Origin of the sequence: Paraburkholderia sp. CNPSo 3281 (genome assembly GCF_024206515.1) — a bacterium.
Taxonomy (GTDB): domain Bacteria; phylum Pseudomonadota; class Gammaproteobacteria; order Burkholderiales; family Burkholderiaceae; genus Paraburkholderia; species Paraburkholderia nodosa.
This window is the reverse complement of record NZ_JAMBPS010000033.1, coordinates 11,509-32,635: the sequence shown is the minus strand read 5'-3', so window position 1 is coordinate 32,635 and position 21,127 is coordinate 11,509. Positions and strand designations below refer to the sequence as shown.

Genomic DNA, 21,127 nt, shown 5'->3' with positions numbered 1-21,127 from the left:
GCAAACCGTCGGGCGGCATGGGTTCGCTGAGCAGGCTTAGTAAGTCGCGGGGTTGTTCGAGATCGTGTAGTCGAAGCCCCGCTGGAACGGAATGACCTTGTCGATGTACTGATCGACCCACTGGTCGACTTCGGCGATCGAGGACTTCGGCACGAAGATCGTGTCGGTGGCCTGCAGGATGACGTCCTGCGTTGGGTCGCCGCGATGCGTGAGCGCGTCGATATCGATCGTGCGCAGCATCGGGCGGCCATCGGGGCTGCGGCGAATCAGGACGACTTCGTTGGTGCGCGCCGTGTCGAGCAAGCCCTGCGCGGCGGCGATGGCTTGCAGCACGCTCATGCCCGTGTGCAGCGCGATTTCACCGGGGCGCGCGACCTGGCCGGCCACATAGATTTTGGCGGCCGACTGCACAATGGAGACCGAAGCGTGCGCGTTCTTCGCCATGCCGTTGGCGGCGAGCGCCTTGTTGATGGCGTCGCCGAGCTGGGCGACCGTGAGGCCCGCCGCCGGGATCGTGCCCGCGAACGGCATCGTCAGGCCGCCGTCCGGCGCGACCGAACCGCGAAAGTTCAGCTCGGCATTGAAGGGCATGACGACCGAAAGGTCGTCGCCGGGTTCGATGCGATAGACGCCGGGCGTGGCTTGCAACCACGCGGCGAACTGCGCGCGCTGCTGGAATTGCGGTTCCACCCAGGTCTGGGTGCAGGCGGTAAGCGTCAGCAGCCCGAGGATACAGGCTGGTCGGAGTATGTTCATCGGGCGCGTGGGTGAAGCGGTGGCTTGCGGTTCCTGATCTCTTGTCAAGTAACGGCAGGAATTGCCGTTAATGAAGGGTGGAACTCACATGATTTTTTCGCGGATGTCAGTTTAACGCGACATCCTGGATGTTTTCTTACGTATTATATGCGCCGTCGAATCTTCACTGTTGGTCCGGAACCGCACCTGTATGGTTATTACTACTAGAACAAGGCCTGAAAGGAAGGCGGCTGTTGTCGAACTGACGGTCCGGGATTATCTCAACACCTTTTTTTATTATCGCAAGATTGCAACAGCGGTATTTCTTGCCGTTGTGGCGATCGGCGTGGCGGTCGCGCTGCTGGTGCCCATGCCTTACCGGGCACAGTCGACGCTGCTCGTACTCCTTGCAGGATATTACGACCAGTCGAACAACCCGAATGGTGCCGCCGCGGTGCAGCCCGCCATTGGCCAGCTCGACGGCGTCGAAGCGCAAATCCTCAGCAGCCCGGAATTGCACCGCGACGTCGTGATTGCGAAACTGGGACCGAACGCAAGCGAACACGAAATCGACAGCCATTTGCAGGAATTCGAGCATCGGCTGCATATCGAGCAGAACGATCTCGCGAGCACCATCAACCTCACGTATTACGACGCCGATCCCAAGGAAGCGGCCGATGCGCTCTCGCGTCTGCTCGACACGTACTTTCGCCGGCGCGCGACGATTTTCACGTCGGGCCGCGTCGATTTCCTGACCGGCCAGCGCGACGAAGTCGCAAGGCAACTGAAAAAAGCCGATGCCGACCTGCTCGCGTTCCAGAAGACGCACGGCATCGTCAATATCGACGACCAGACCTCGCGTGCCGTGCTGCTCGAAAGCCAGCTGGTTCAACAAAAGCTCGAAAACGACACGTCGCTCGCGCAGCATCGCGGCGAACTGAAGTCGGAGCAGGCGTCCTCGAAGGGGGTGAAGGCGACGATTCCGATCTTCACCGACGATTCCGAAGCCGCTCACGCGCTCGACACGATGCAGCTCTCGCTGATGCAACTCGAAGCGCGCCGCGCCGACTTCGCCTCGCGCTACATGGATAGCTCGCCGTTCGTGCAGCAGCTCGATCAGCAGATTGCCGACATGCACGCGAGCATCGCGCGGCGCAAGGCGCAAATGGCCACCGCCACGCGCTACGGCCACAACGATTACTACGACGTGGTGCAAGGGCGGCTGGCCGCGCTCAATGCCGGCATCGCGGGCGAAACCGCACGCCAGCAGACGCTCGAAGATCAGATCAAGGACACGCGCGCGAAGTTGCGCAGCTTGAGCGATATCTCCAGCCAGATGCGCCAGCTGCAGGCAACGCGTGACATTCTGGCCGACAGCTTCAAGGACCGTTCGCGCCAGGTGGAGCTGGCGAAGATCCAGCAGGGGCAGGTGAGCCAGGTGAACAGCACGAACGTGCGCGTGATCCAGGCGCCGTTTCCGCCTTCGCAGCGCAGCGTTTCGGCCAGTCTTATCATTTCGGCGAGCGTGGCGGCGGGTCTCTTGATTTCGGCGCTCGTCGTGCTCATCATGGCGAGCCTGCGCGAGACCTTCCTGAGTCCGGAGCAGGCGGAGCGCTCTCTGCTGCTGCCGGTGCTGAACGCGCCGGTGATGCTCGGCGGCGGCGCACGCCGCCCCGGCGGCGTGCGGGCGTCAGCCGACGCAGCCAAAGCGGCCAACCGGCCCGCGCAGATGGCGTATGGCCGCATGATCGCGGCCATCAACGCGAGCACGGACTCGCCCGCCAAGGTCGTCATGGCGCTTTCGTTCGGCAAGAACGACGGGCTGCTGTCGGTGATTCGCGGCCTCGCCGTCGAACTGGAGCACCGCACGACCAAGCCGGTCCTCATTCTCGACATGGCCTCCAGCGCCGACGCGCCGCTTTATGGCCCGCCGAACGCGCAGGGCCTGCTGACCTGGTCGGGGCATAGCGGGCAGAGCCGTGCGGCGAGCGCGGCGCCCGCGGAGATCGCGGCGTCGAGCGGCCTCGTGTTCGAGAGCGTCGAGCGGCACAACATCGTCGTCGCGCGGCCGGAAAGCGGCACGTTCCCGACTTCGTGGCAGCAGACCACGACCCTGTTCGACGCGCTGCGCGAGACGCACGACTACATCGTCGTGCATGCGCCGCCCGCTAGCCAGTCGTTCGCCGGCATTGAAAACGCGGCGCTGGCGGACGCAACGGTCATGGCGGTACGCGCAGAGGTTTCGCGCAAGCCCGTGGTCCTCGGCCTGAAAACGCAGTTGCTCGACGCGGGCGGCAGGCTGATCGGCATCGCGCTGACGCATCGGCGCGGCTACATCCCGAACTTCATTTATCGATTCTTCTAACATTCGGGACCTGACTGCCATGCACCAGATCAGCGCCATCCTGCCGGTCAAAACGCGGGGACGGCACTACGCCGACAACATTGGCCGTTGCGACATCCTCTTCTCGTCGCTGCGTCACTTCACGACGCCCAAAACGTTTCACCGTTTCGTGATCGTCGTGCCGCACGACGAACTCGAAGAAGTCAAAGGCTACGCGAAGGCGTGGTCCGATTTCCCCATCGAAGTGGTCGACGAATCGCTGTACATGGGCATTTTTGCGGAGTTCTCGCAGCGTCACCAGATCCGCAATTGGCACCGGCAGCAAATCATCAAGCTGAATGCGCCCGAATGGATCGAAACCGAGTATTTCCTCGTGCTCGACCCCGACTGTTTCGCCACGCATCGCTTCAGCGCGGATACGCTGATTCTCGACGGCCGTGCGCTTACGCATGTGCAGCCGCGCACGGTGGAGCCGTATTACTGGGAGGCTTCGGCGAAGCTGCTGAATATCGATCCGCAACTCACGCGCGACGGCATCTGGTGGACGCCGGCGATTTTGTCGCGCACGCTATGCCTGAGCCTGCAACAGCGCCTCGCGGCGCTGCACGGCACCGACTGGCGGCGCGTGCTGCTCGCCAACTACGCGCTCGACTGGACCGAATACACGCTTTACTGGCTCAACGCGGAAAACGAAGGGCTGCTGGAGCAGTACCACACGGGCCCGAAACCGGGCCAGCGCGCGCTGCACGCCGACGAAAGCGTATGGTTTGCCGACAAGATGGAAGGCTGGAGCGAGGCCCGCCATCTCGCGCCGGAAAGCGATGGCATGTTCGCCGTGGTCCAGAGCAACACGCACATCTCGCCACAGCGCGTGGTGGAAAAGCTTGTGCCGTATTTCCCGATCACGCTGCAGCCTTACGAGCGCCATATCGACCCCGCGCTCAAGGGCGCCGAGCTTTATTCGGCCGTGGCGCGCCGCGGGCTCAAGCTGTTGAACAAGCTGCGCGGGTAAGCGAGCCGTTGCGCCTGCAACGAGTCTGCAACGACGCCGGGCGCCGCGTTTACCGCCCCGGTTGCAGCCGGCCCCAGCTCACGAGGATGGCCTGAATGCTGCGCGCGTAGGCATCGCGCTCGTGCGGCGACTCCGAGTGGTACGCGCCAATGGCGCGCCACGTGTTGCCGTATCGCACCATCTTTTGCTTGAGCAGCCAGGCGGCCACGAAGATATTCACGCACGGGTCAGTGAGGGCGCCGTGCGGAATGCCCTCGCGCGAAAGCTCCGAAAAGTGGATCGAGTTGATCTGTGCTTGCCCGACGTCGATCGAGCCGTTCGCATTGTGATTGACGGCCGCCGCGTCGCCTTTCGATTCACGCCACGCCACCGCGCGCAGCACGAGCGGATTCACGCCCTGGTAGGCGCCGGCCTTTTCGAAGCATTCGTCGGCGGGCGGCGCGGCATGTGCGGCCGTTGCGCCGAGCGCCGCGAGGCTCATGAACGCGACCCACGCGCGCATGACTCGCGATCCGAACTGGCGCAGGGCGTTGGTCTTCTGCATCGGTCGAAGCTCCGGGTTGGGCGTCACTGCGCGAGAGCGGAATCGAGTTGCTGCTCGATGTCCTTGAGGTAGGCGCGCGAAGTGTCAGAGACGACGAGGCGCGGCGTGGGCATGGCGCAGTGGCAATCGCGCTGACGCGTCTTCTTCTTGCTGTGCGAAGACGAATGCGGCGCGGGAACCTCGTCGTCGTCGCCGGTTGCGGGCGGCAGCATGGCGAGTGTAGGCAGCGGCGGATAAACCTTGTCGGCGGCGGGCGTGGCGGCAGTGGCAACGATGGTGGCAGTGGCCGGCGCGCCGGCGGCGGGTTGGCCCGCCCAGGCGGCGCTACAAAAGCCGAGTGCGACGGCGAGAACGATCGGACGCATCGTGTCAGCTCCCCGCATGCAACGGCTCGATCGCGACGCTGTACGTCTGATTCGCGCCGGCCGTCAGGTTTTCGAGCGTGGGCTTGGGCCCTTGCGCGGGCACGCCCCGCCAGATGGCCTGATTGATGTACTTGAGGTCCTGGCCGAGGGCCGTCACGCGGATCACGGTGGGCTGCTTCTGCGCGGCGGCGAGCGCGCCCGCCTTGGCGAGCACCGCGCTCAGTTGCGGGTCGTGCGCGCCCAGCGCATCGGCGGGAATGTCGAACTTCATGATGACGTTCGACACGGCGGGCTTCCCGGTCTGTGCCGTGGTGGGCGGCTGCAGTTGCGCGCAGCCTGTCACAACCATTACGGCAAGTAAAAGCAAAACGCGCGTCACGGCCGGGTCTCCAAAAATTCGTGGCGATGTACGCGTTTTCGGCCTCGCGCGCGCGGACTTGATACCCGGGCGGCAAACGTTTGCCAAAAAGAAAGACTTCGCTCGCGCAACGCCGCTTCCCGGAAGGTTGCTCGCGCGCGATCGTGTGTTCGGGCAGGGAACTGCCTCCCCGATCTTGAGGGGAAATGCGCCGCGCATGCGGCGAATAGATATGAAGAATGACGGACGGCAGCGCGGCACCGGCCCAGGTGCCGCGCGCCGGCGCTCGTTAATTGAGCTTGCCGAGCACCGCCGTGAACTCATCCTTGCTCAAGGCGCGCAGCGTTTGCGTGCGGATATTGCCGAGCGACCCAAGCGCGAGGCCGAACGCCATGAAGCTTTGCTCGTCGGGCGCTTCGATGACCGTGACGATGTCGTATTTCCCGAGCGTCCAGTAGATCTGCTTCATTTCACAGCCGAAAGTTTTGGCGAGTTCCGCTGCCTGACCGGCCCGTTGCGCGCTGTTCTTGACAGCGCGGATACCCTGGTCGGTGAACTGCGCGAGCACCACATAAGTCGACATGACGATTCCCCTTACGATGACATCGAAAAGTTGACTACTGGCTCCCCTCGGCCGACCCTTCGGGCCGGATGTTCTGGTTGTGGCGGAAAAGATTGTGCGGGTCGTAACGCGTCTTGACGGCGACGAGACGGCTCATGTTCGGACCATAGGCCGCCTCGATGCGCGTGCGTTCGTCGTCGGTGAGGAAGTTCACGTAGACGCTGCCGAGCGCATAGGGCGCGGAAGCCTCGAAGAAGCCGCGCGCCCAGGCGACGCAGCGCTCGTCGTCGGCGGGATCGGTCCAGCGGCCGTGCACGTTCATGACGTAGAGCGCGTCGCGATTCGGATAGGCCATCGCATCGGGCGCGACGCGCAGCGTCGCGCCGCCGATTTGCCCGAAGAATATTTCGCACTCGGGCGAGGGCAGCGTGGCGATGGCGTCGATCAGCGTGTCGATGAGACCGTCGGGCAACGTAGCCAGATTGTGCGATTTCCAGTAGTTGCGCGCGCCCGGCGTGAGAAGCGGATCGAATGCCTGCTGCCACGCGGCGTAGGGCATTGGCCCGAGATGTTCGCCACAAGGCTTGCCGAAGCGCCGCACCGCGTCCACCGCGTTCGGCCCGTTTTCCGGCGGCCCCGAATAGCAGATCGCGAACACGATGACCGGCTTGCCGTGCACCTCGGGCGGCAGGAATGGCAGCGGCGGTGCGAGACGCGACACGCTCCACACGGTCAGGTCTTCGGGCATCGCATTGACCGCCTCGCGATATAGCGTCAGCGCTTCTTTCGCGGCGTCGAACGGTAGCACGACCAGTCCGCCGTAGATCTCGGGGCCGACGGGGTGAAGCGCGAACTCGAACATCGTAACTACGCCGAAGTTGCCGCCGCCGCCGCGTAGCGCCCAGAAGAGGTCGGCGTTTTCATCAGCGCTCGCGCGCAGCAGATTGCCGTCGGCGGTCACGACGTCGGCGGCGACGAGGTTGTCGACTGACATGCCGAAGCGCCGGCTCAGCCAGCCGAAGCCGCCTCCGAGCGTGAGACCCGCCACGCCCGTCGTCGAATTGATGCCAAGCGGCGTGGCGAGGCCGAACGCCTGCGCTTCGTGGTCGAAGTCGTGCAACGTGGCGCCTGGCTCCACATACGCACGGCGCGTGGCGGGCTCGACTCTGACCGACTTCATCAGCGAGAGATCGATCACGATGCCGCCGTCGCATAGCGCGCTGCCGGCGATATTGTGGCCGCCGCCGCGCACGGCGAGCGGCAGCCCGGATTCACGCGCGAGCGCCACAGCCTGGCGCACGTCGGCGCAACCCCGGCAGCGCACGATGAGCGCGGGACGGCGCTCGATCATCGCGTTCCAGATTTGCCGGGCTTCTTCGTAGGCCGCGTCGCCGGGTTGCAGGGCTTCGCCGCGCAGCGCGCTTTTCAGCGTGGCGATGGATTCGCTCGACAGGCTTGACATGGCACACCTCTCAATTCAACGGATCGGACAAACGCGCGCCAACAGCTGGGCGGGCGTTTTCATGGACTGAACGGAACTGCGGGCGACCGCTTCAATTGTCGAATCAATGCGGCTTACGCACGCGCGTGACGCGGCGTGCGTCCGGTCGGGAAAGCGGGAAGGAAGGGCTTTCGCAAAGGGCGGCGGGGGCCGCCTCTGGCCGGACCGCAAGGGACCGGGCGGCGAGCGCTTTGTGACCGTCTGGATCGTACCCAGGCAGCCACCGAGCCTCGCAGATTCATTAGATAACCTAAATTATGCAGCTTGATAAAAAAGCGTGCAATTAATTCAGATTATTGTCGCGTCTGGATTCGCTTTAACAGTTTAGCAAGCGCACTGCATGGATTCTATAATTTTCACGCACGCGCGGGCTGCATGCGTGACGGTAGGAATCGTACGCTTTACGTTGTAATATCGACGCATTCCAGCCCCGCATTGCCCCATGACCGACGTCGCCTCCCACGAAGCACGCCTCGCCGCCGAGATCGAACGGCTCAAGGCCGAGTTTCCCAAAACGCGTGAACTGTATCGCGAAGTGTGCGCGCTGATGTTCTTCCGTTACGGCATCACGCCCACGGCCAACCGCCTCTATCAGCTCGTGCGCCGCGGCAGCATGAGCACGCCTACGGCAGTCCTTTCGGAGTTCTGGGCCACCCTGCGCGAGAAGAGCCGCGTGCGTATCGAGCACGCCGATTTGCCCGAGGAACTGCAGGGGGCCGCCGGCGAACTCATGGGTGCGCTCTGGACGCGCGCCACGGCGGCCGCGCAGGCGTCGCTCGAAGCGCTGCGGCTGGAAGTGGAGGAGGCGCGCCGCGCCGCGGAAGGCGCAACCGCCGCCGTGCGCGCGGACCTCGCGCACACGGAGGTGGCGCTCGAACAGCGCACCGCTGCGCTGCTCACGGCGCAGGTGCGCATTCAGGAGCTGGAACAGGCGCAAGCCGGCGCGGTTGCCACGCGCGGCGCATTCGAAGCGGAACTGGCGCGCGAGCGCGAGGTGAGCCGCGAACGCGGCACGGCGCTCACCCAGGCGCGCGCCGACTTTGCGGCCGAACGCGACAAGCTGCGCGCAAGCGCCGAACTCGCGGAAACGCGCTGGCAGGCAGCGGAGAAGCGCGCCCAGCTCGAAATCGAGCGCGAGCACACGGCGAACGCGCGTTTGCAGCGCGACGCCGAAGCCGCCACGCAGCGCGCAGCGCGCACGGAGGAAAGTGCGCGCGCCGAAATTCAGGCATTGCAGACGCAACTGGGCGATTTGCGCCACCAGGTGGGCACGCTCGAAGGCCGCCTGGACGCGCTGCGTTCGACCCGCGAAGTTCAGGTGCGCGAGCCGCAGGCCGCTCAGGAGAAGGGCGCCGCTGCGGCCGCCGTGAAGCCGTTGCGGGCGGCGCGCAAGGCGGGGCAAAAGGCGTGAAGGCTTTGGCTACGCGTTGATTCCTTCGACATCCTGACTGAGCCCCGGCGTTGGCCGCGTGTCACGCGTCGCGCACGCGCACCGGCAGCTCGGTTTTGTACTCCACGCGGCGCAGCGCCACGGAAGTGTGAATGTCACGCACGCCCTCGATCTTGGTGAGGCGCGTCATGACGAAACGCTCGATGCCCGCAATATCGCTCGCCACCACGCGCAGCATGTAGTCGAACGCGCCCGTCATCAAATAGCACTCCATCACTTCGTCGCAGTTCGAGATCGCGCGCTCGAACGCGGCTAGCCGCGTCTCGTTCTTCTTCTCGATCGCCACCGACACATACGCGTTGACAGGAAAGCCCGCCTTCTCCTGATCGAGCAGCGTGACGTACTGCGTGATGACGCCGCGCTCTTCGAGCATACGGATGCGCCGGTAGAACGGCGAGAGCGAAAGCCCGAGCGATTCCGCGAGGTCGGCGGACTTCACGTGCGCGTCGCGCTGCAGCGCGTGCAGGATGGCCACATCCACGCGGTCGAATTTCATTGGCCAGCTTTCCCTGAAAAAGGTGAATTTGGGGCGATTGTTGCTAACTTGCGAGAATACTGTGGCTCAGTTTGGCACGAATCGCCGCTATTGGCTACCTAGAATCCGCTAATACCCACAAGTCGAACAGCGGAGATAACCATGAACATGCGAGCCGTCGAGACCGACCGCCAGATCGATACGGACTATCGTCTCGAAGACCGCTACCTGCGCGAGGACGGCGCGGTCTTTCTCACCGGCACCCAGGCGCTCGTGCGCATCCTGATCGAACAGGCGCGCGCGGACCGGCTTGCCGGGCTGAAAACGGCGGGTCTCGTCTCCGGCTATCGCGGCTCGCCGCTCGGCGGATTCGATCAGGAACTGTGGCGCCAGAAGGCGCTGCTTGCGGACTTCGACGTGCGCTTCGAGCCGGGCCTGAACGAAGACCTCGGCGCGACCATGCTGTGGGGCGCGCAGCAACTCGACGCGTTTCCGGGCAAACGTGTCGAAGGCGTGTACTCGATGTGGTACGGCAAAGGGCCGGGCGTGGACCGTACCGGCGACGTATTCCGCAACGCGAACATGCTCGGCGCCGCGCGCCACGGCGGCGTGCTGGCGGTGGCCGGCGACGACCACGCGGCGCAGTCGTCGATGTTTCCGCACCAGACGGACCACGTATTCGAAGGCGCGATGATGCCGATTCTCTTTCCGGCGTCGGTTGCGGAGTACATCGAGTACGGGCTCACGGGCTATGCGCTTTCGCGTTTCAGCGGACTGTGGGTCGGCTTCAAGGCGATTACGGAGACGGTGGAAAGCGGCCGCTCGATGCGCGTGGGCCGCAGCGCGCCGTTGCGTTTGCCCGAAGACATCGCGATGCCGGCGCAGCGCGGCTTCAACTACGACCCGCAATTGCGCTGGCCGGCGGAGCGCGCCGAACTGGAGCGCCGCGTGCTCGAAGAGCGCCTGCCCGCCGCGCTCGCCTTCATGCGCGCGAATCCGCTCGACCGCGCGTTGCTGCGGCCCGCGCAGGCGCGCGTGGGCATCGTGACGGTAGGCAAGGCGCATGCGGACGTGCTGGCCGCGTTCGAGGCGCTGGGCCTCACGCCCGAGCGCCTCGAACAACTCGGTATCGGGCTTTATAAGGTCGGCATGATCTGGCCGCTCGAAACGGAAGGGCTCAAGGCGTTTGCGCGCGGCATGCAGGCGCTTTTCGTCGTGGAGGAAAAGCGCTCGTTCGTGGAGCGGCAGATCAAGGAGGCGCTCTTCAACGTGCGCGCCGACGAGCGGCCGTCCGTGCACGGCAAGACGCTTGGCGAGCGCGAGCCGCTGCTGCCCGCCGCGATGGAGTTCGCGCCCGAGCAGCTTGCGCACGCGCTCCAGCGGTTTTTCCGGCACGCCGAGATTGATGTGCCACTCGTCGCTACCGGTGCGACTCATGCGCGTTTGGGCGCGCAGCGCGTGATTGCGCTCGCGCCAGTGCCGCAAGGCGAGCCGCTCACCCGCAAGCCATTCTTCTGCGCGGGCTGCCCGCACAATACGTCGACGCGTCTGCCCGAAGGCTCGCATGCCGCGGCCGGCATCGGCTGCCACATCATGGCGCTCGGCGAGGCCGGCAACACGGCGACGTTTTGCCAGATGGGCGGCGAAGGCGTGCAGTGGGTCGGCATGTCGACCTTCACGGACATGCCGCATCTGTTCGTGAATCTCGGTGACGGCACCTATCAGCACTCGGGCAGCCTGGCGATCCGCCAGGCCGTCGCGGCGCGCGCGAACGTCACCTACAAGATTCTCTTCAACGACGCGGTGGCGATGACCGGTGGCCAGCCCGCCGAGGGCGGCCTGACCGTGCATCGCGTGGTGGCGCAGGTCCGGGCCGAAGGCGTGAGCGAAGTCGTCGTGGTCACCGACCGGCCTGAGCAGTACGCGGGCTCGCTGGTGTTGCCTGCGGGCGTGACGCTCTTGCACCGCGACGCGCTCGACGCGCTGCAACGCCGCCTGCGCGAGCAGAAGGGCGTTTCGGTGATCGTCTACGACCAGACCTGCGCCGCCGAAAAGCGCCGCCGCCGCAAGCGCGGCAAGCTGATCGATCCGCCCACGCGTGTGGTGATCAATCCGGCCGTGTGCGAGGGCTGTGGCGACTGTTCCGTGCAGTCGAACTGCATCGCGATCGAGCCGCTCGAAACGGAGCTGGGCCGCAAGCGGGCCATCAATCAATCGAGTTGCAACAAGGACAGCTCGTGCGTGAAGGGCTTTTGCCCGAGCTTCGTGACGGTGGAGGGCATGGAGCCGAAGCGCCCGGACGCCGCGCGCATTCAGCGCATCGAAGCCGAACTGCGCGCCACGCTCGCGCCGCCCGCGCGCGTGCCGCAGGCGCTCGAGCAACATCTGCGCATGGTCGTGACGGGTGTGGGCGGCACGGGCGTCGTGACGATCGGCGCGATCCTCGCCATGGCCGCGCACCTCGAAGGGCGCGGCGCCTCGACGCTCGACTTCACCGGCCTCGCGCAGAAGAACGGCGCAGTGTTGAGCCACGTGCAGATCGCGCAGAGCCGCGGGCTCATCACCACCTCGCGTATCGGCGCGCATGCGGCCAACGTGCTGCTGGGCTGCGACGCCGTGGTGGCGGCATCGTCGGGCGCGCTCTCGCGCCTGCCGGCCAGCGGTGCGCGCGCCATCGTGAACGAGCGCATCAACGTGACCGCCGACTTCGTACGCGACGGCGATCTGCCCGTGAGCAAGGCCGTCCATCAGGCGGCGATAGAGAGCGCGATGGGCGCGGACGGTGCGGTGTTCTGGGACTGCACGGCGGCTGCGGAAGCGATTTTCGGCGACGCCATCGCCTCTAACATGATGATGGTGGGCTACGCGTATCAGTCGGGCCTCGTGCCGCTTTCCGAAGCATCGATCCTGCGCGCAATCGGTCTCAATGGCGCGGCCGTGAAGATGAACGAACGCGCGTTCCTGTGGGGACGTTTGATCGCGCAGGACGCTCGCGCGCTCGAACGCGTGACGGGAGCGGAGGTTGCGGCCGCGGACACGCCGTTCGATCTCGCACGCTTCGTGGCCGAGCGCGAGCGCGATCTCACGCAGTACCAGAACGCCGCCTATGCGGCGCGCTATCGCGCGCTGGTCGAAACCGTCGCGCAGGCGGAGCGCGGAATCGAAGGGGCGAGCGGCGCGCTCGCGCAAGCGGCAGCGCGCCATTACTTCAAGGTGCTGGCCTACAAGGACGAGTACGAAGTTGCGCGCCTGCACACCGATGGTGGCTTCGGCGCGTACCTGTCCGGTTTGTTCGATGGCACGGCGGGCAAGAAGACTTTCCACATGGCGCCGCCGCTCGTCACACGCCGCGATACGCAAACGGGACGCCGCAACAAGATCGCGCTGCGCGGCGTGTGGGCCGAGCCGTTGCTGCGCGTGCTCAAGCACGGCAAGGCGCTGCGCGGCACGCCGCTCGATCCGTTCGCACGGCAGCGCGACCGCGTGATCGAGCGCGCGATGATCGGCGAATTCGAAGACGACGTGCGCCTCGTGCTCGGCAGACTTACGCAGCAGACGCTTGCTGCGGCCGTCGGCCTGCTTGGCGTGCCGGGTGCGGTGCGAGGCTTCGGTATCGTCAAGGAGCGCAATTACGAGCGTTCGCGCGGCGTGCGCGAGCGGTATCGCGCGGAAATCGCAGGCGAGACGGTTTGAAAAGATCGGATAACTAACAGATAACTACCGGAGAAGACTCAAATGGTTGTGCAAGACAAGACGTTTTTCATCACGGGCGGTGGGTCAGGACTCGGCGCGGCGGTAGGCCGTCATCTGCTCGAACGCGGCGCGAATGTTGTGTTCGGCGATATCGACGTCGCCCGTGCGCGTGACGAGGCGGCGCTCGGCGGCGAGCATGCACTGGCCGTCGAGGTGGATGTGACGCTGGCGGCAAGCGTCGAGGCAGCGATCGCCCTCGTCACGCAGCGCTTCGGTGCGCTGCATGGCGTGGTCAACTGCGCGGGGATCGCACCGGCGCAGCGCATCGTCGGAAAAGAGGGGGCGCATTCGCTCGATCTGTTCGCCAAGGTCGTGAGCGTCAACCTCATCGGCACTTTCAACGTGATGCGCCTCGCCGCCGTGGCGATGGCGACCAATGCGCCCGACGCCGGCGGCGAGCGCGGCGTGATCGTCAATACAGCCTCGGTGGCCGCGTACGATGGCCAGATCGGGCAGTCTGCCTATGCGGCTTCGAAGGGCGGCGTCGTTTCGCTCACGCTGCCGGCGGCGCGTGAACTGGCGCGCAACGGCATTCGCGTGGTGACCGTCGCGCCTGGTATCTTCGAAACGCCGATGCTGCTCGCCATGCCCGCCGAAGTGCAGCAGGCGCTCGGCGCGGGCGTGCCGTTTCCGCAGCGTCTTGGCCAGCCCGCGGAGTTCGCGGCGCTCGTCGAGCATATCGTCGGCAACCGCTATTTGAACGGTGAGGTGATCCGGCTTGATGGCGCGTTGCGCATGGCGCCGCGCTGATACACGTTTTGTGTGGGGCTGACCGCCGCGGGGAGGTCGAAAGCTACGTATCGTAGAATCGGAACCATCGACTCACGATATTCGAAAAGCACATGGCCAAGGACGTGACTTTGCGGCAGTTCCGCTACTTCGTGGCGGCGGCGCAGAACGGGCAGTTTTCGATGGCGGCGGCGTCCGAGCATGTCTCGCAGTCGGCGATCACCAATGCGGTGCTCGCGCTCGAGGAGGCGCTCGGCACACGGCTTTTCGTGCGCTTGCCCCAGGGCGTGGAACTGACGCCCGACGGGCAGGACTTCCTCAACCACGCCCGCCACGTGCTGGAGTCGGTGCGCGACGCGCTGCACAAGGCCCCGTTTCGCGCGCACAGCTTGCGCGGTACGGTGCGCATGGCCGCCTCCTATACGCTGCTCGGCTATTTCCTGCCGGAACTGCTCGCGCGGTTTCGTGCGACCTATCCCGAGATCGAGATCGATCTGCACGATCTGGACCGGCCGGCCATCGAGGACGCGGTGCTCGCGGGCAAGGTGGATCTTGGCGTGGCGTTGCTTTCCAACGTGGAGCGGCGCGCGCTTCGGCCACCATGTGTTGATGCGTTCGCGCCGCCAGTTGTGGGCCGCACCGACGCATCCGCTCGCGCAAATGGGCACCGTCACGCTGCGCGACATTGCGCGTTACCCCTATATCTTGCTCACGGTGGACGAGGGCGAGGCCTCGACGCTGCGCTACTGGAAAAAGCGGCGCGTTGCGCCGAATATCGCGTTTCGCACGAGTTCGATGGAGGCGCTGCGCGGGCTCGTGGCGCATGGCTTTGGCGTGACGATTCTATCGGATATGGTGTTCAGGCCGTGGTCGCTGGAGGGTAAGCGCATCGACGCTTGCGCCGTAGAGGATGCCATTCCGCAGATGGAAGCGGGTATGTTGTGGCATCCTGGGGCGGTACTCAGCGATCCAGCGAGAGCGATGCAGCAGTTTTTGATTCACGCTTGCGGGAATTGAGCGGCGGCCGCGCCCCCAATTCGAATTCCTTCGATATCCCCATTGGGTAAAAACAAGGAAGCGTCATGTCGTCCGTGTCGGCGTTCAAGCTCGTGCTCCTTTCGCTCATCGCCATCATCGCACTCGAGTTGCTCGCCAAACGCCTGCGCCTGCCGCCCGCTGCCGCGCTGCTGGTAGGCGGCGCCGCCATGGCCTTCGTGCCCGGCCTGCCGCCGGTCGTGATCGACCCGGACCTCGTTCTCATCGTGTTTCTGCCGCCCTTGCTGATGGACGGCGCCTACTCCTTCGTCTGGTCCGATTTCAAGCGTCACCTCGCACCCATCCTGCTCTTCGCCATTGGCGCGGTTGCATTCACGACGTGGGCGGTGGGCGTGGTCGCGCATTGGGCCGTTCCGTCGCTGCCGTGGGCCGCGTGTTTCGCACTGGGCGCGGTGGTATCGCCGCCCGATGCCGTCGCCGCGAAAGCCGTGCTCGAACGGCTCGCGCTGCCGCGCCGCCTGATGGTGCTGCTCGAAGGCGAGAGTCTGCTCAACGACGCCGCCGGTCTCGTGCTGTTTCGCTTCGCCGTCGCTGCCGCATTGACGGGCGTATTCAGCGAGCCGAATGCGGCGCTCAGTTTCGTCGGGCTCGCGCTTGGCGGCATTGTCGTCGGCGCGGTCGTGGGCTATGTCGTGGTTTGTCTGCTGCGGCAGCTCGAAGATGAGTATCTGATCATCACCGCCTCCGTGCTCGCAGGCTGGATTGCCTATATCGCGGGAGACATGCTGGGCGTTTCGAGCGTGATCGCCACGGTCACGTGCGGCATGCAGCTAGGCTGGCATCAGCACGAAGTCTTTTCGGCCACGGTGCGCAGTCGCGGCACCGCGTTCTGGCAGGTCATGGTCTTCGTGCTCGAGGCGCTGGTGTTCGTGCTGATCGGCCTCTCGCTGCGCGGGGTCATGCTGCGCCTCGGTGGGACGGGCAATGCCGTCGCGCTGCTCGGTCCCGCTGCGATGGCCGTGGTGCTCGCCGTTGTCGTCTCGCGCTGCGTGTGGACGTATGGAATCGAGATCGTGAGGACCGCGCTGCACCGGATCGTGCCGCGCCGCGTGAGCGCGCCGGACTTTCGCGGTGCGACGGTGGTTAGCTGGGCCGGCATGCGCGGCGTGGTCACGCTGGCCATTGCGCTTGCGTTGCCGGAGGCGATGCCGGGCCGCGACCTCATCCTCTTTGCCGCGTTTGCCGTCATTCTTTTCACAGTGCTGCTACAGGGCACGACCATCGGGCCGCTCATCAAACTCATCAGACCTGCGAACGATCTGGAAGGTGAGGAACCCTACCTCAACGAGCCGCAGGCGTGGGCCCGCCTCGAAGCTGCACAGCTGGCGGCGATCACGCCGCTCGTCCACGGGCCGGACGGCAGCGTGATCCACCCGCGGCTGCTGGAGCAATATACGTATCGCGCGAACCTGACGCGCAATTATGTAAACGCCGAGAGCTATCCGCAGGAAATGCGCACCTCGCACTACGATGTCGTGCTGGCCGCCGTGGAAGCCGGACGCGCGGAGCTGTTGAAGCTGCACCGCGCCGGCCTGATCCACGACGAACTATTGCGCGTGCTCGAACGCGATCTCGATCTGGAGGAGCTTTCGGCGCGCCATGGGAGGGGCTGAACGTTACCCTTTCGTGACTCAAGTGTGAACAGCGAGCGGCGCAGACTCGAGGAAAGAATGCCGATCAAACGAGCAGCAGCAGCGCCGCGCCGAACACCACGGTGCCGAGCAGGAACGTCATGACCGTGAAGCCGAGCACGCGCTGCACGCCAATGCCGGCCATCGCGACTACGGGTGCGGCCCAGAACGGCTGCATCATGTTGGAGACCTGCTCGCCCATGGCGACGGCCATGGTGGTTGCAGGCATCGAAGCATGCAGCGCGATCGCCGCGGGCACGACGAACGGACCCTGCACGGCCCAGTGGCCGCCGCCGCTCGGAATGAAGAACGTGACGATGAGCGAGCACACATAGCTCCAGAACGGCAGCGTGTGCGTGTTCGAGATCGCGATGAAGAAGTGCGAAATCACGTTGGGCAGGCCCGTGGCATCCATCATGCCCATCACGCCGCCATAGAGCGGGTATTGCAACATCATCGAGCCGGTTTGTTTGGCGGCGTTCTTGACCGCATCCGCGTAAGCGAGCGGGTAGCCGTGCAGGATCACGCCCGCGATGAACATCACGAAGATCACCGCGTTCACGCCAGAAAACGCTTCGATGTGCTCGATGTGCGCGAGCACGAGGAACGTCACGCCCACTACGCCGATGAACGCGCTGCCGATCCACGAGTATTCGAGCCACTTCGCGAAGCTCAGTTTGCCTTCGGGGCGTTTGCGCGGTTCCGGGTCGGGGTTCTTTTCGATGTCGAGCACGACGGCGTCTTCATCGCGCGGCTTGAGGAGCGCGAGCACGATGGGCGTGGCGATGAGCATCACGACCACGGGCACGAGGTTGAACGCCGTGAACACGGTGTCGTTGAACGGCAGCACTTTTCCTGTGAGCTTTTGCACGACGTTCATCGCGCTGCCCGGCGTGGATTGTGCGAGCGCGATGGAGCTGGAAATGCCGCTCGCCCATACCACCCAGCCCGAAAAGCCCGCCGCGACGATCCATGCGAAGTCCACGCGCATGCGCTTGGCCACTTCGCGCGCGAGCAGCGCACTCACCACGAGGCCGAGGCCCCAGTTGAAGAACGAGGCCACGGCCACGAGCAGGAAGGTGAGCGCGGCTGCCTGTACCGGCGTGCGGGCAATGCCCACGAGCGCCTTGAACACGCGCTGCACGGGCGCGGCGTGCGCGAACGCGTGACCCGTGACGAGGACGAGCGTGATCTGGAAGGCGAACGTGAGAATATTGAAGAATCCCTTGTACCACCCGACCACGAGCGTGTTGAGCGTCGCATGCGGGGCGAACATCGCCGAGAGCGCGGCCACGACCGCGGTGATCAGAATCGCGAGCACGAACGGGTCGGGAATGGTGCGCTCGAACAGGTTGATCGTCGCGTCGGTAAAGCGTGTCTTGCGTACGGGTGCGGCGGTGGCGGTGGACTTCACGTATCGTCTCCTGGTGCTGAAAGTGGCCGCGCGTACCTGGCGCGCGGCTGTTTGTATCGGGGCCCGGCGGCGCTAGTTCATCGGGCGAAGCCGTAGAGTTCGGCGGGGTTGTCGACGAGAATCCGCTTGCGTGCCGCTTCGTCGTCGACCCACGTGGCGAGCAGATCGAAGATCGCGGCGGTGTTCGGCTTGTGCGTCTCCGTCACGTGCGGCCAGTCGCTGCCCCACACGGTGCGCTCCGGCAGCAGTGTGGCCCATGCGCGCGCGGTCTCGGCGAGGTCGGCATAACCGCCCGCGAGGCCCACCTGCGAATCGAGGTAAGCGCCGGAGAGTTTGACCCACACGCGTCCCGAAGCGGCCAGGCGGCGCACCACGCCATACGCGGGATGCGAGGTGCCCGCGGGCACGGGCAGGCGCGCGAGATGGTCGAACACCATCTTGCAGGGCAGCCGGGTGAGCAAGGTTTCGTGCTCGACGATCTGGTCGGCGGTCCAGTGCAGTTGCACGTGCCAGCCGAGTTCCGCTATGCGACGCGCAAGCGGCTCGACCATGTCGAAGGTCACGACCGCTTGATGCGGCGTGTACAACGTGAAGCGGATGCCGCGTATGCCGCCGCGATCGAGCATGTCGAGTTCGGCGTCGCTCACCTCGGGGCGCAGGACGGCCACGCCGCGGGCGTTGTCGATGCCCAGCTGGCGGATCGCATCGAGCGTCACGCAGTTGTCGGTGCCGTAGGGGCGCGGCGTGACGATGACGGTGCGCTGCGTGCCGGTGCGTTCCTGAACGCGTCGATAGTCCCCGACCGTCGCGCGATCGACGATATGCGCACCGTTGCCGGGCGAGGCCGCGAAGCGGCGATCGTAAATGTGGATGTGCGAATCGCACGCGAAGGCAGGCGCCTGTATGGCCGCCTTGGGGGCGTCGAGGGTATGGACATGCTGCTCACGGTCCATCGCGCTGTCTCCTTGTTTGCCGCGCGCGCCATTTGGCATGGATGCGCGCGGATGCAGCCTTTTGTGTTCAGAGCACGGCGTGCCCGTTTCTCAATCGTTCGATATCCGCATCGCTCCAGCCGGCCTCGCGCAGCACCGCATCGGAATGCTCGCCAAAGGCGGGCGCAGCGATCGGGTCCGGTGCAGGCGTCGCACCGAAGCGAATCGGCTCGCGAAAGCCGCGATACGCCCCCACGCCGGGGTAGTCGTAGCGCGTGACCATCTCCTCCTCGAGCACCTGTGGATCGTCGAACATGTCTTCGACCGTACGCGCCGCCGCGCAGGGGACCGCCTCGCCAAAGTGCGCTTCCCATTCGAGCGCGCTGCGAGCCAGCAACGCGGCGTGCAATTGCGGCACGATCTCGTCGCGATGCTCCGCACGTTTGCGCACCGAATCGTAACGCTCGTTCTGCGCGAGTGCAGCGAGCCCGGTTTTTTCGCAGAGCGCCTGCCAGAAATGCGGCGTGTTCGCGGAGATGTAGAGCCAGCCTTCGCGGGTGGGATGAATGCCGGTGATGCCGCCCGAGCGCATGTCGCGTCCAACGTCCTTAGGTTCGTCGTCGGCCCAGATCATGCGCGCCGATTGCATGGTGAGCGCGCTGCGCAGCAGCGAGACGCCCACGTACTGGCCTGCGCCGCTGCGCTCGCGCTCGAACAGCGCGGAGGATACCCCCGCTGCGACGAGTGCGGCGGCGTAGTAGTCGACCACCGAGCCATAGAGAATCTCGGGCGGCCCGCCTTCCTTGCCCTGCAGCGCGCACATGCCCGTCATGGTCTGCAGCACCTGGTCGTAGCCGGCCTTGTCCTTGTTCGGGCCCTGGTCGCCGTAGCCGGTGACCGCGCAGTAGATGAGCCGCGGGTTCACCTCGCGCAGCTGTTCCCAGGCAATACCGAGCCGTGCGGGCACGCCGGGTCGAAAGTTGTGCACGAGGACGTCGGCCTGTTTGACGAGACGCAGCAGCACCTCCTGCGCGCAGGGTTGCTTCAGGTCGAGCACGAGGCCGCGCTTGCCGCGGTTGACACCGAGAAACGCGCGGCTTTCGGCTTGTAGCGTGGAAGGGTACTTGCGCAGGTTGTCGCCTGTGGGCGGCTCGATCTTGATGACGTCCGCGCCCTGATCGGCGAGCAGCGTGCAGCCATACGGGCCCGCGATATAGGCGCTCAGGTCGAGCACGCGCACGCCCGCGAGTGGGCCGCGCGGTGCTGCATTCGTTTCGGGAGGCTGGTTCATTGGCGCACCTCGTTCGACGTTGCGGACGCAACGAGTCCAAGACGCTCGGCGCTTGCCACGAGCGCGCGGGCGCGCTCGACGAAAGGCGCGTCGATCATCTTGCCGTCTACGACATAAGCGCCCACGCCGTCGCGTTCGGCGTTGCGCGCGGCTTCCACCACGCGCAGCGCGTGGGCGATTTCTTCGTCGGAGGGGCGGAACACATCGTTGGCGAGCGCGATCTGGCTCGGGTGGATGCAGCTCTTGCCAAGAAAGCCTAGCGCCCGGGCCAGTTCGGCTTCCGCGCGAAACCCTTCGGTATCCTTGATATTTGCGAAAGCCGAATCGTACGCGAATACGCCCGCTTCGCCGGCCGCGAGCCGCAGGCTGAACATGGCTTGCTGAATGGCGGCCGGGTCGCGCCGGGCGATGCCGAGCGGCTCGAACAGGTCGCCGAGACCCAGTTGGAGGCCCGCGACGCGGGCATGCGCGGCGGCGAGCGTTGCCGCTTCACGCAGTGCGCGCGGCGACTCAACGTTGAGCAGCAGCTTCACGGGGCGGCTTACGCCATTGGCGCGCTCCGCGCGCTCGATCGCGGCTGCGGCGGCGCGCACGTCGTCGGCGAATGCGGGTTTCGGCAGATTCACGTAGTCGAGGCCGGGTTGAACCACGGCGGCAATATCGTCGGCGAACCACGGTGTGTCGAGCGCGTTCACGCGCACGATCAGCACCTTGCCGCGTTCGCGCACGGCGGCCGACACCAGCAACGTGCGCAGCGCCTCGCGCGCTTCGGGTTTACGCGCAGGGGCAACCGAGTCTTCCAGGTCGAACGACAACGCGTCCGCGGCGCTCGCGAACGCCTTTTCGAACAGCTCCGGGCGCGATGCCGGCACGAACAACTTGCTTCTCATTCCACGCGTTCCATAGAGATCACCACTGAAGGGCAGTCTACGATCGGCAATGATTTAGATAAACTATGCGAATCTATCTTTAAAC

The 21,127-nt window shown here is 65.4% G+C and carries 18 protein-coding genes and 1 pseudogene; 7 read left to right on the top strand and 12 right to left on the bottom strand.

What is annotated here, in order from left to right; genetic code table 11:
• Nucleotides 1-36: 36 nt before the first annotated feature.
• Nucleotides 37-756 carry a polysaccharide biosynthesis/export family protein gene (locus M3I56_RS26600; protein WP_254356475.1) on the bottom strand — a complete coding sequence of 240 codons (720 nt, stop codon included), beginning with the start codon at nt 754-756 and terminating at the stop codon, nt 37-39.
• Between the two features lie 169 nt (nt 757-925).
• On the opposite strand from M3I56_RS26600, the gene M3I56_RS26595 reads away from it, so the two are divergent.
• Entirely contained in the window at nt 926-3,100 is a 2,175-nt protein-coding gene (locus M3I56_RS26595; RefSeq protein WP_254356474.1) for a hypothetical protein, read from the top strand.
• Between the two features lie 19 nt (nt 3,101-3,119).
• Nucleotides 3,120-4,091 carry a DUF6492 family protein gene (locus M3I56_RS26590; RefSeq protein WP_254356473.1) on the top strand — a complete coding sequence of 324 codons (972 nt, stop codon included), beginning with the start codon at nt 3,120-3,122 and terminating at the stop codon, nt 4,089-4,091.
• 49 nt (nt 4,092-4,140) lie between these two features.
• Here M3I56_RS26590 and M3I56_RS26585 read toward each other — a convergent pair whose 3' ends face one another.
• The 5 genes from M3I56_RS26585 to M3I56_RS26565 form a co-directional block, all read right to left on the bottom strand.
• On the bottom strand, nt 4,141-4,572 hold the full coding sequence (locus M3I56_RS26585; RefSeq protein WP_254356514.1) for a lytic transglycosylase domain-containing protein: 432 nt from the start codon (nt 4,570-4,572) through the stop codon (nt 4,141-4,143).
• An 86-nt stretch (nt 4,573-4,658) separates the two neighbouring features.
• Nucleotides 4,659-5,000, bottom strand: coding sequence for a hypothetical protein (locus M3I56_RS26580; RefSeq protein ID WP_254356472.1), 342 nt, complete (start codon nt 4,998-5,000; stop codon nt 4,659-4,661).
• Between the two features lie 4 nt (nt 5,001-5,004).
• Entirely contained in the window at nt 5,005-5,379 is a 375-nt protein-coding gene (locus M3I56_RS26575) for a hypothetical protein (protein WP_254356471.1), read from the bottom strand.
• A gap of 268 nt (nt 5,380-5,647) precedes the next feature.
• Nucleotides 5,648-5,941: a GYD domain-containing protein gene (locus tag M3I56_RS26570; RefSeq protein WP_254340811.1), complete on the bottom strand. Its 294-nt coding sequence runs from the start codon at nt 5,939-5,941 to the stop codon at nt 5,648-5,650.
• A gap of 34 nt (nt 5,942-5,975) precedes the next feature.
• The gene (locus tag M3I56_RS26565) at nt 5,976-7,382 is read right to left on the bottom strand and encodes an FAD-binding oxidoreductase (protein WP_254356470.1); all 1,407 of its coding nucleotides are present in this window, start codon (nt 7,380-7,382) and stop codon (nt 5,976-5,978) included.
• A gap of 481 nt (nt 7,383-7,863) precedes the next feature.
• Here M3I56_RS26565 and M3I56_RS26560 point away from each other — a divergent pair, with 481 nt between their 5' ends.
• The gene (locus M3I56_RS26560; RefSeq protein WP_254356469.1) at nt 7,864-8,832 is read left to right on the top strand and encodes a DNA-binding protein; all 969 of its coding nucleotides are present in this window, start codon (nt 7,864-7,866) and stop codon (nt 8,830-8,832) included.
• Between the two features lie 61 nt (nt 8,833-8,893).
• Here the strand turns inward: M3I56_RS26560 and M3I56_RS26555 are convergent, their stop codons facing one another.
• A complete protein-coding gene (locus tag M3I56_RS26555; RefSeq protein WP_028205874.1) occupies nt 8,894-9,367 on the bottom strand; it encodes an Lrp/AsnC family transcriptional regulator in 474 nt (157 codons plus the stop codon).
• 141 nt (nt 9,368-9,508) lie between these two features.
• On the opposite strand from M3I56_RS26555, the gene M3I56_RS26550 reads away from it, so the two are divergent.
• The 3 genes and pseudogenes from M3I56_RS26550 to M3I56_RS26540 all read left to right on the top strand — a co-directional run bounded on the left by M3I56_RS26550 (nt 9,509) and on the right by M3I56_RS26540 (nt 14,845).
• Nucleotides 9,509-13,039: an indolepyruvate ferredoxin oxidoreductase family protein gene (locus M3I56_RS26550; RefSeq protein ID WP_254356468.1), complete on the top strand. Its 3,531-nt coding sequence runs from the start codon at nt 9,509-9,511 to the stop codon at nt 13,037-13,039.
• Nucleotides 13,040-13,081: 42 nt separating this feature from the next.
• Nucleotides 13,082-13,849 (top strand): SDR family NAD(P)-dependent oxidoreductase, encoded by a 768-nt coding sequence (locus M3I56_RS26545; RefSeq protein WP_254356467.1) that lies wholly within the window; start codon nt 13,082-13,084, stop codon nt 13,847-13,849.
• A 92-nt stretch (nt 13,850-13,941) separates the two neighbouring features.
• Nucleotides 13,942-14,845: pseudogene (locus M3I56_RS26540) on the top strand (LysR family transcriptional regulator).
• Here M3I56_RS26540 and M3I56_RS26535 read toward each other — a convergent pair.
• Nucleotides 14,790-14,933, bottom strand: coding sequence for a hypothetical protein (locus tag M3I56_RS26535; RefSeq protein ID WP_254356518.1), 144 nt, complete (start codon nt 14,931-14,933; stop codon nt 14,790-14,792). The pseudogene M3I56_RS26540 and the gene M3I56_RS26535 sit on opposite strands and share 56 nt — an antisense overlap.
• On the opposite strand from M3I56_RS26535, the gene M3I56_RS26530 reads away from it, so the two are divergent.
• Nucleotides 14,911-16,497, top strand: coding sequence for a Na+/H+ antiporter (locus M3I56_RS26530; RefSeq protein ID WP_254356466.1), 1,587 nt, complete (start codon nt 14,911-14,913; stop codon nt 16,495-16,497). The two genes, M3I56_RS26535 and M3I56_RS26530, sit on opposite strands and share 23 nt — an antisense overlap.
• Before the next feature lie 64 nt (nt 16,498-16,561).
• On the opposite strand, the gene M3I56_RS26525 is transcribed toward M3I56_RS26530, so the two are convergent.
• From M3I56_RS26525 to M3I56_RS26510, 4 genes are all read right to left on the bottom strand, one after another.
• Nucleotides 16,562-17,929, bottom strand: coding sequence for a short-chain fatty acid transporter (locus M3I56_RS26525; RefSeq protein WP_254356465.1), 1,368 nt, complete (start codon nt 17,927-17,929; stop codon nt 16,562-16,564).
• A 77-nt stretch (nt 17,930-18,006) separates the two neighbouring features.
• Complete coding sequence (locus M3I56_RS26520; RefSeq protein ID WP_254356464.1) at nt 18,007-18,882, bottom strand: amidohydrolase; 876 nt, start codon at nt 18,880-18,882, stop codon at nt 18,007-18,009.
• A gap of 67 nt (nt 18,883-18,949) precedes the next feature.
• Nucleotides 18,950-20,152 (bottom strand): CaiB/BaiF CoA-transferase family protein, encoded by a 1,203-nt coding sequence (locus M3I56_RS26515; protein WP_254356463.1) that lies wholly within the window; start codon nt 20,150-20,152, stop codon nt 18,950-18,952.
• The gene (locus M3I56_RS26510) at nt 20,149-21,042 is read right to left on the bottom strand and encodes a CoA ester lyase (RefSeq protein WP_254356462.1); all 894 of its coding nucleotides are present in this window, start codon (nt 21,040-21,042) and stop codon (nt 20,149-20,151) included. The genes M3I56_RS26515 and M3I56_RS26510 overlap by 4 nt, the downstream gene beginning before the upstream one ends.
• Nucleotides 21,043-21,127: the final 85 nt, after the last annotated feature.

Bases quoted from the DNA above. Each gene is read 5' to 3' on its own strand.
- M3I56_RS26600 (WP_254356475.1), bottom strand. From the start codon at position 756: ATGAACATACTCCGACCAGCCTGTATCCTCGGGCTGCTGACGCTTACC.
- M3I56_RS26560 (WP_254356469.1), top strand. From the start codon at position 7,864: ATGACCGACGTCGCCTCCCACGAAGCACGCCTCGCCGCCGAGATCGAA.
- M3I56_RS26545 (WP_254356467.1), top strand. From the start codon at position 13,082: ATGGTTGTGCAAGACAAGACGTTTTTCATCACGGGCGGTGGGTCAGGA.
- M3I56_RS26515 (WP_254356463.1), bottom strand. From the start codon at position 20,152: ATGAACCAGCCTCCCGAAACGAATGCAGCACCGCGCGGCCCACTCGCG.
- M3I56_RS26550 (WP_254356468.1), top strand. From the start codon at position 9,509: ATGAACATGCGAGCCGTCGAGACCGACCGCCAGATCGATACGGACTAT.
- M3I56_RS26530 (WP_254356466.1), top strand. From the start codon at position 14,911: ATGTCGTCCGTGTCGGCGTTCAAGCTCGTGCTCCTTTCGCTCATCGCC.
- M3I56_RS26570 (WP_254340811.1), bottom strand. From the start codon at position 5,941: ATGTCGACTTATGTGGTGCTCGCGCAGTTCACCGACCAGGGTATCCGC.
- M3I56_RS26590 (WP_254356473.1), top strand. From the start codon at position 3,120: ATGCACCAGATCAGCGCCATCCTGCCGGTCAAAACGCGGGGACGGCAC.
- M3I56_RS26520 (WP_254356464.1), bottom strand. From the start codon at position 18,882: ATGGACCGTGAGCAGCATGTCCATACCCTCGACGCCCCCAAGGCGGCC.
- M3I56_RS26510 (WP_254356462.1), bottom strand. From the start codon at position 21,042: ATGAGAAGCAAGTTGTTCGTGCCGGCATCGCGCCCGGAGCTGTTCGAA.
- M3I56_RS26580 (WP_254356472.1), bottom strand. From the start codon at position 5,000: ATGCGTCCGATCGTTCTCGCCGTCGCACTCGGCTTTTGTAGCGCCGCC.
- M3I56_RS26585 (WP_254356514.1), bottom strand. From the start codon at position 4,572: ATGAGCCTCGCGGCGCTCGGCGCAACGGCCGCACATGCCGCGCCGCCC.
- M3I56_RS26565 (WP_254356470.1), bottom strand. From the start codon at position 7,382: ATGTCAAGCCTGTCGAGCGAATCCATCGCCACGCTGAAAAGCGCGCTG.
- M3I56_RS26555 (WP_028205874.1), bottom strand. From the start codon at position 9,367: ATGAAATTCGACCGCGTGGATGTGGCCATCCTGCACGCGCTGCAGCGC.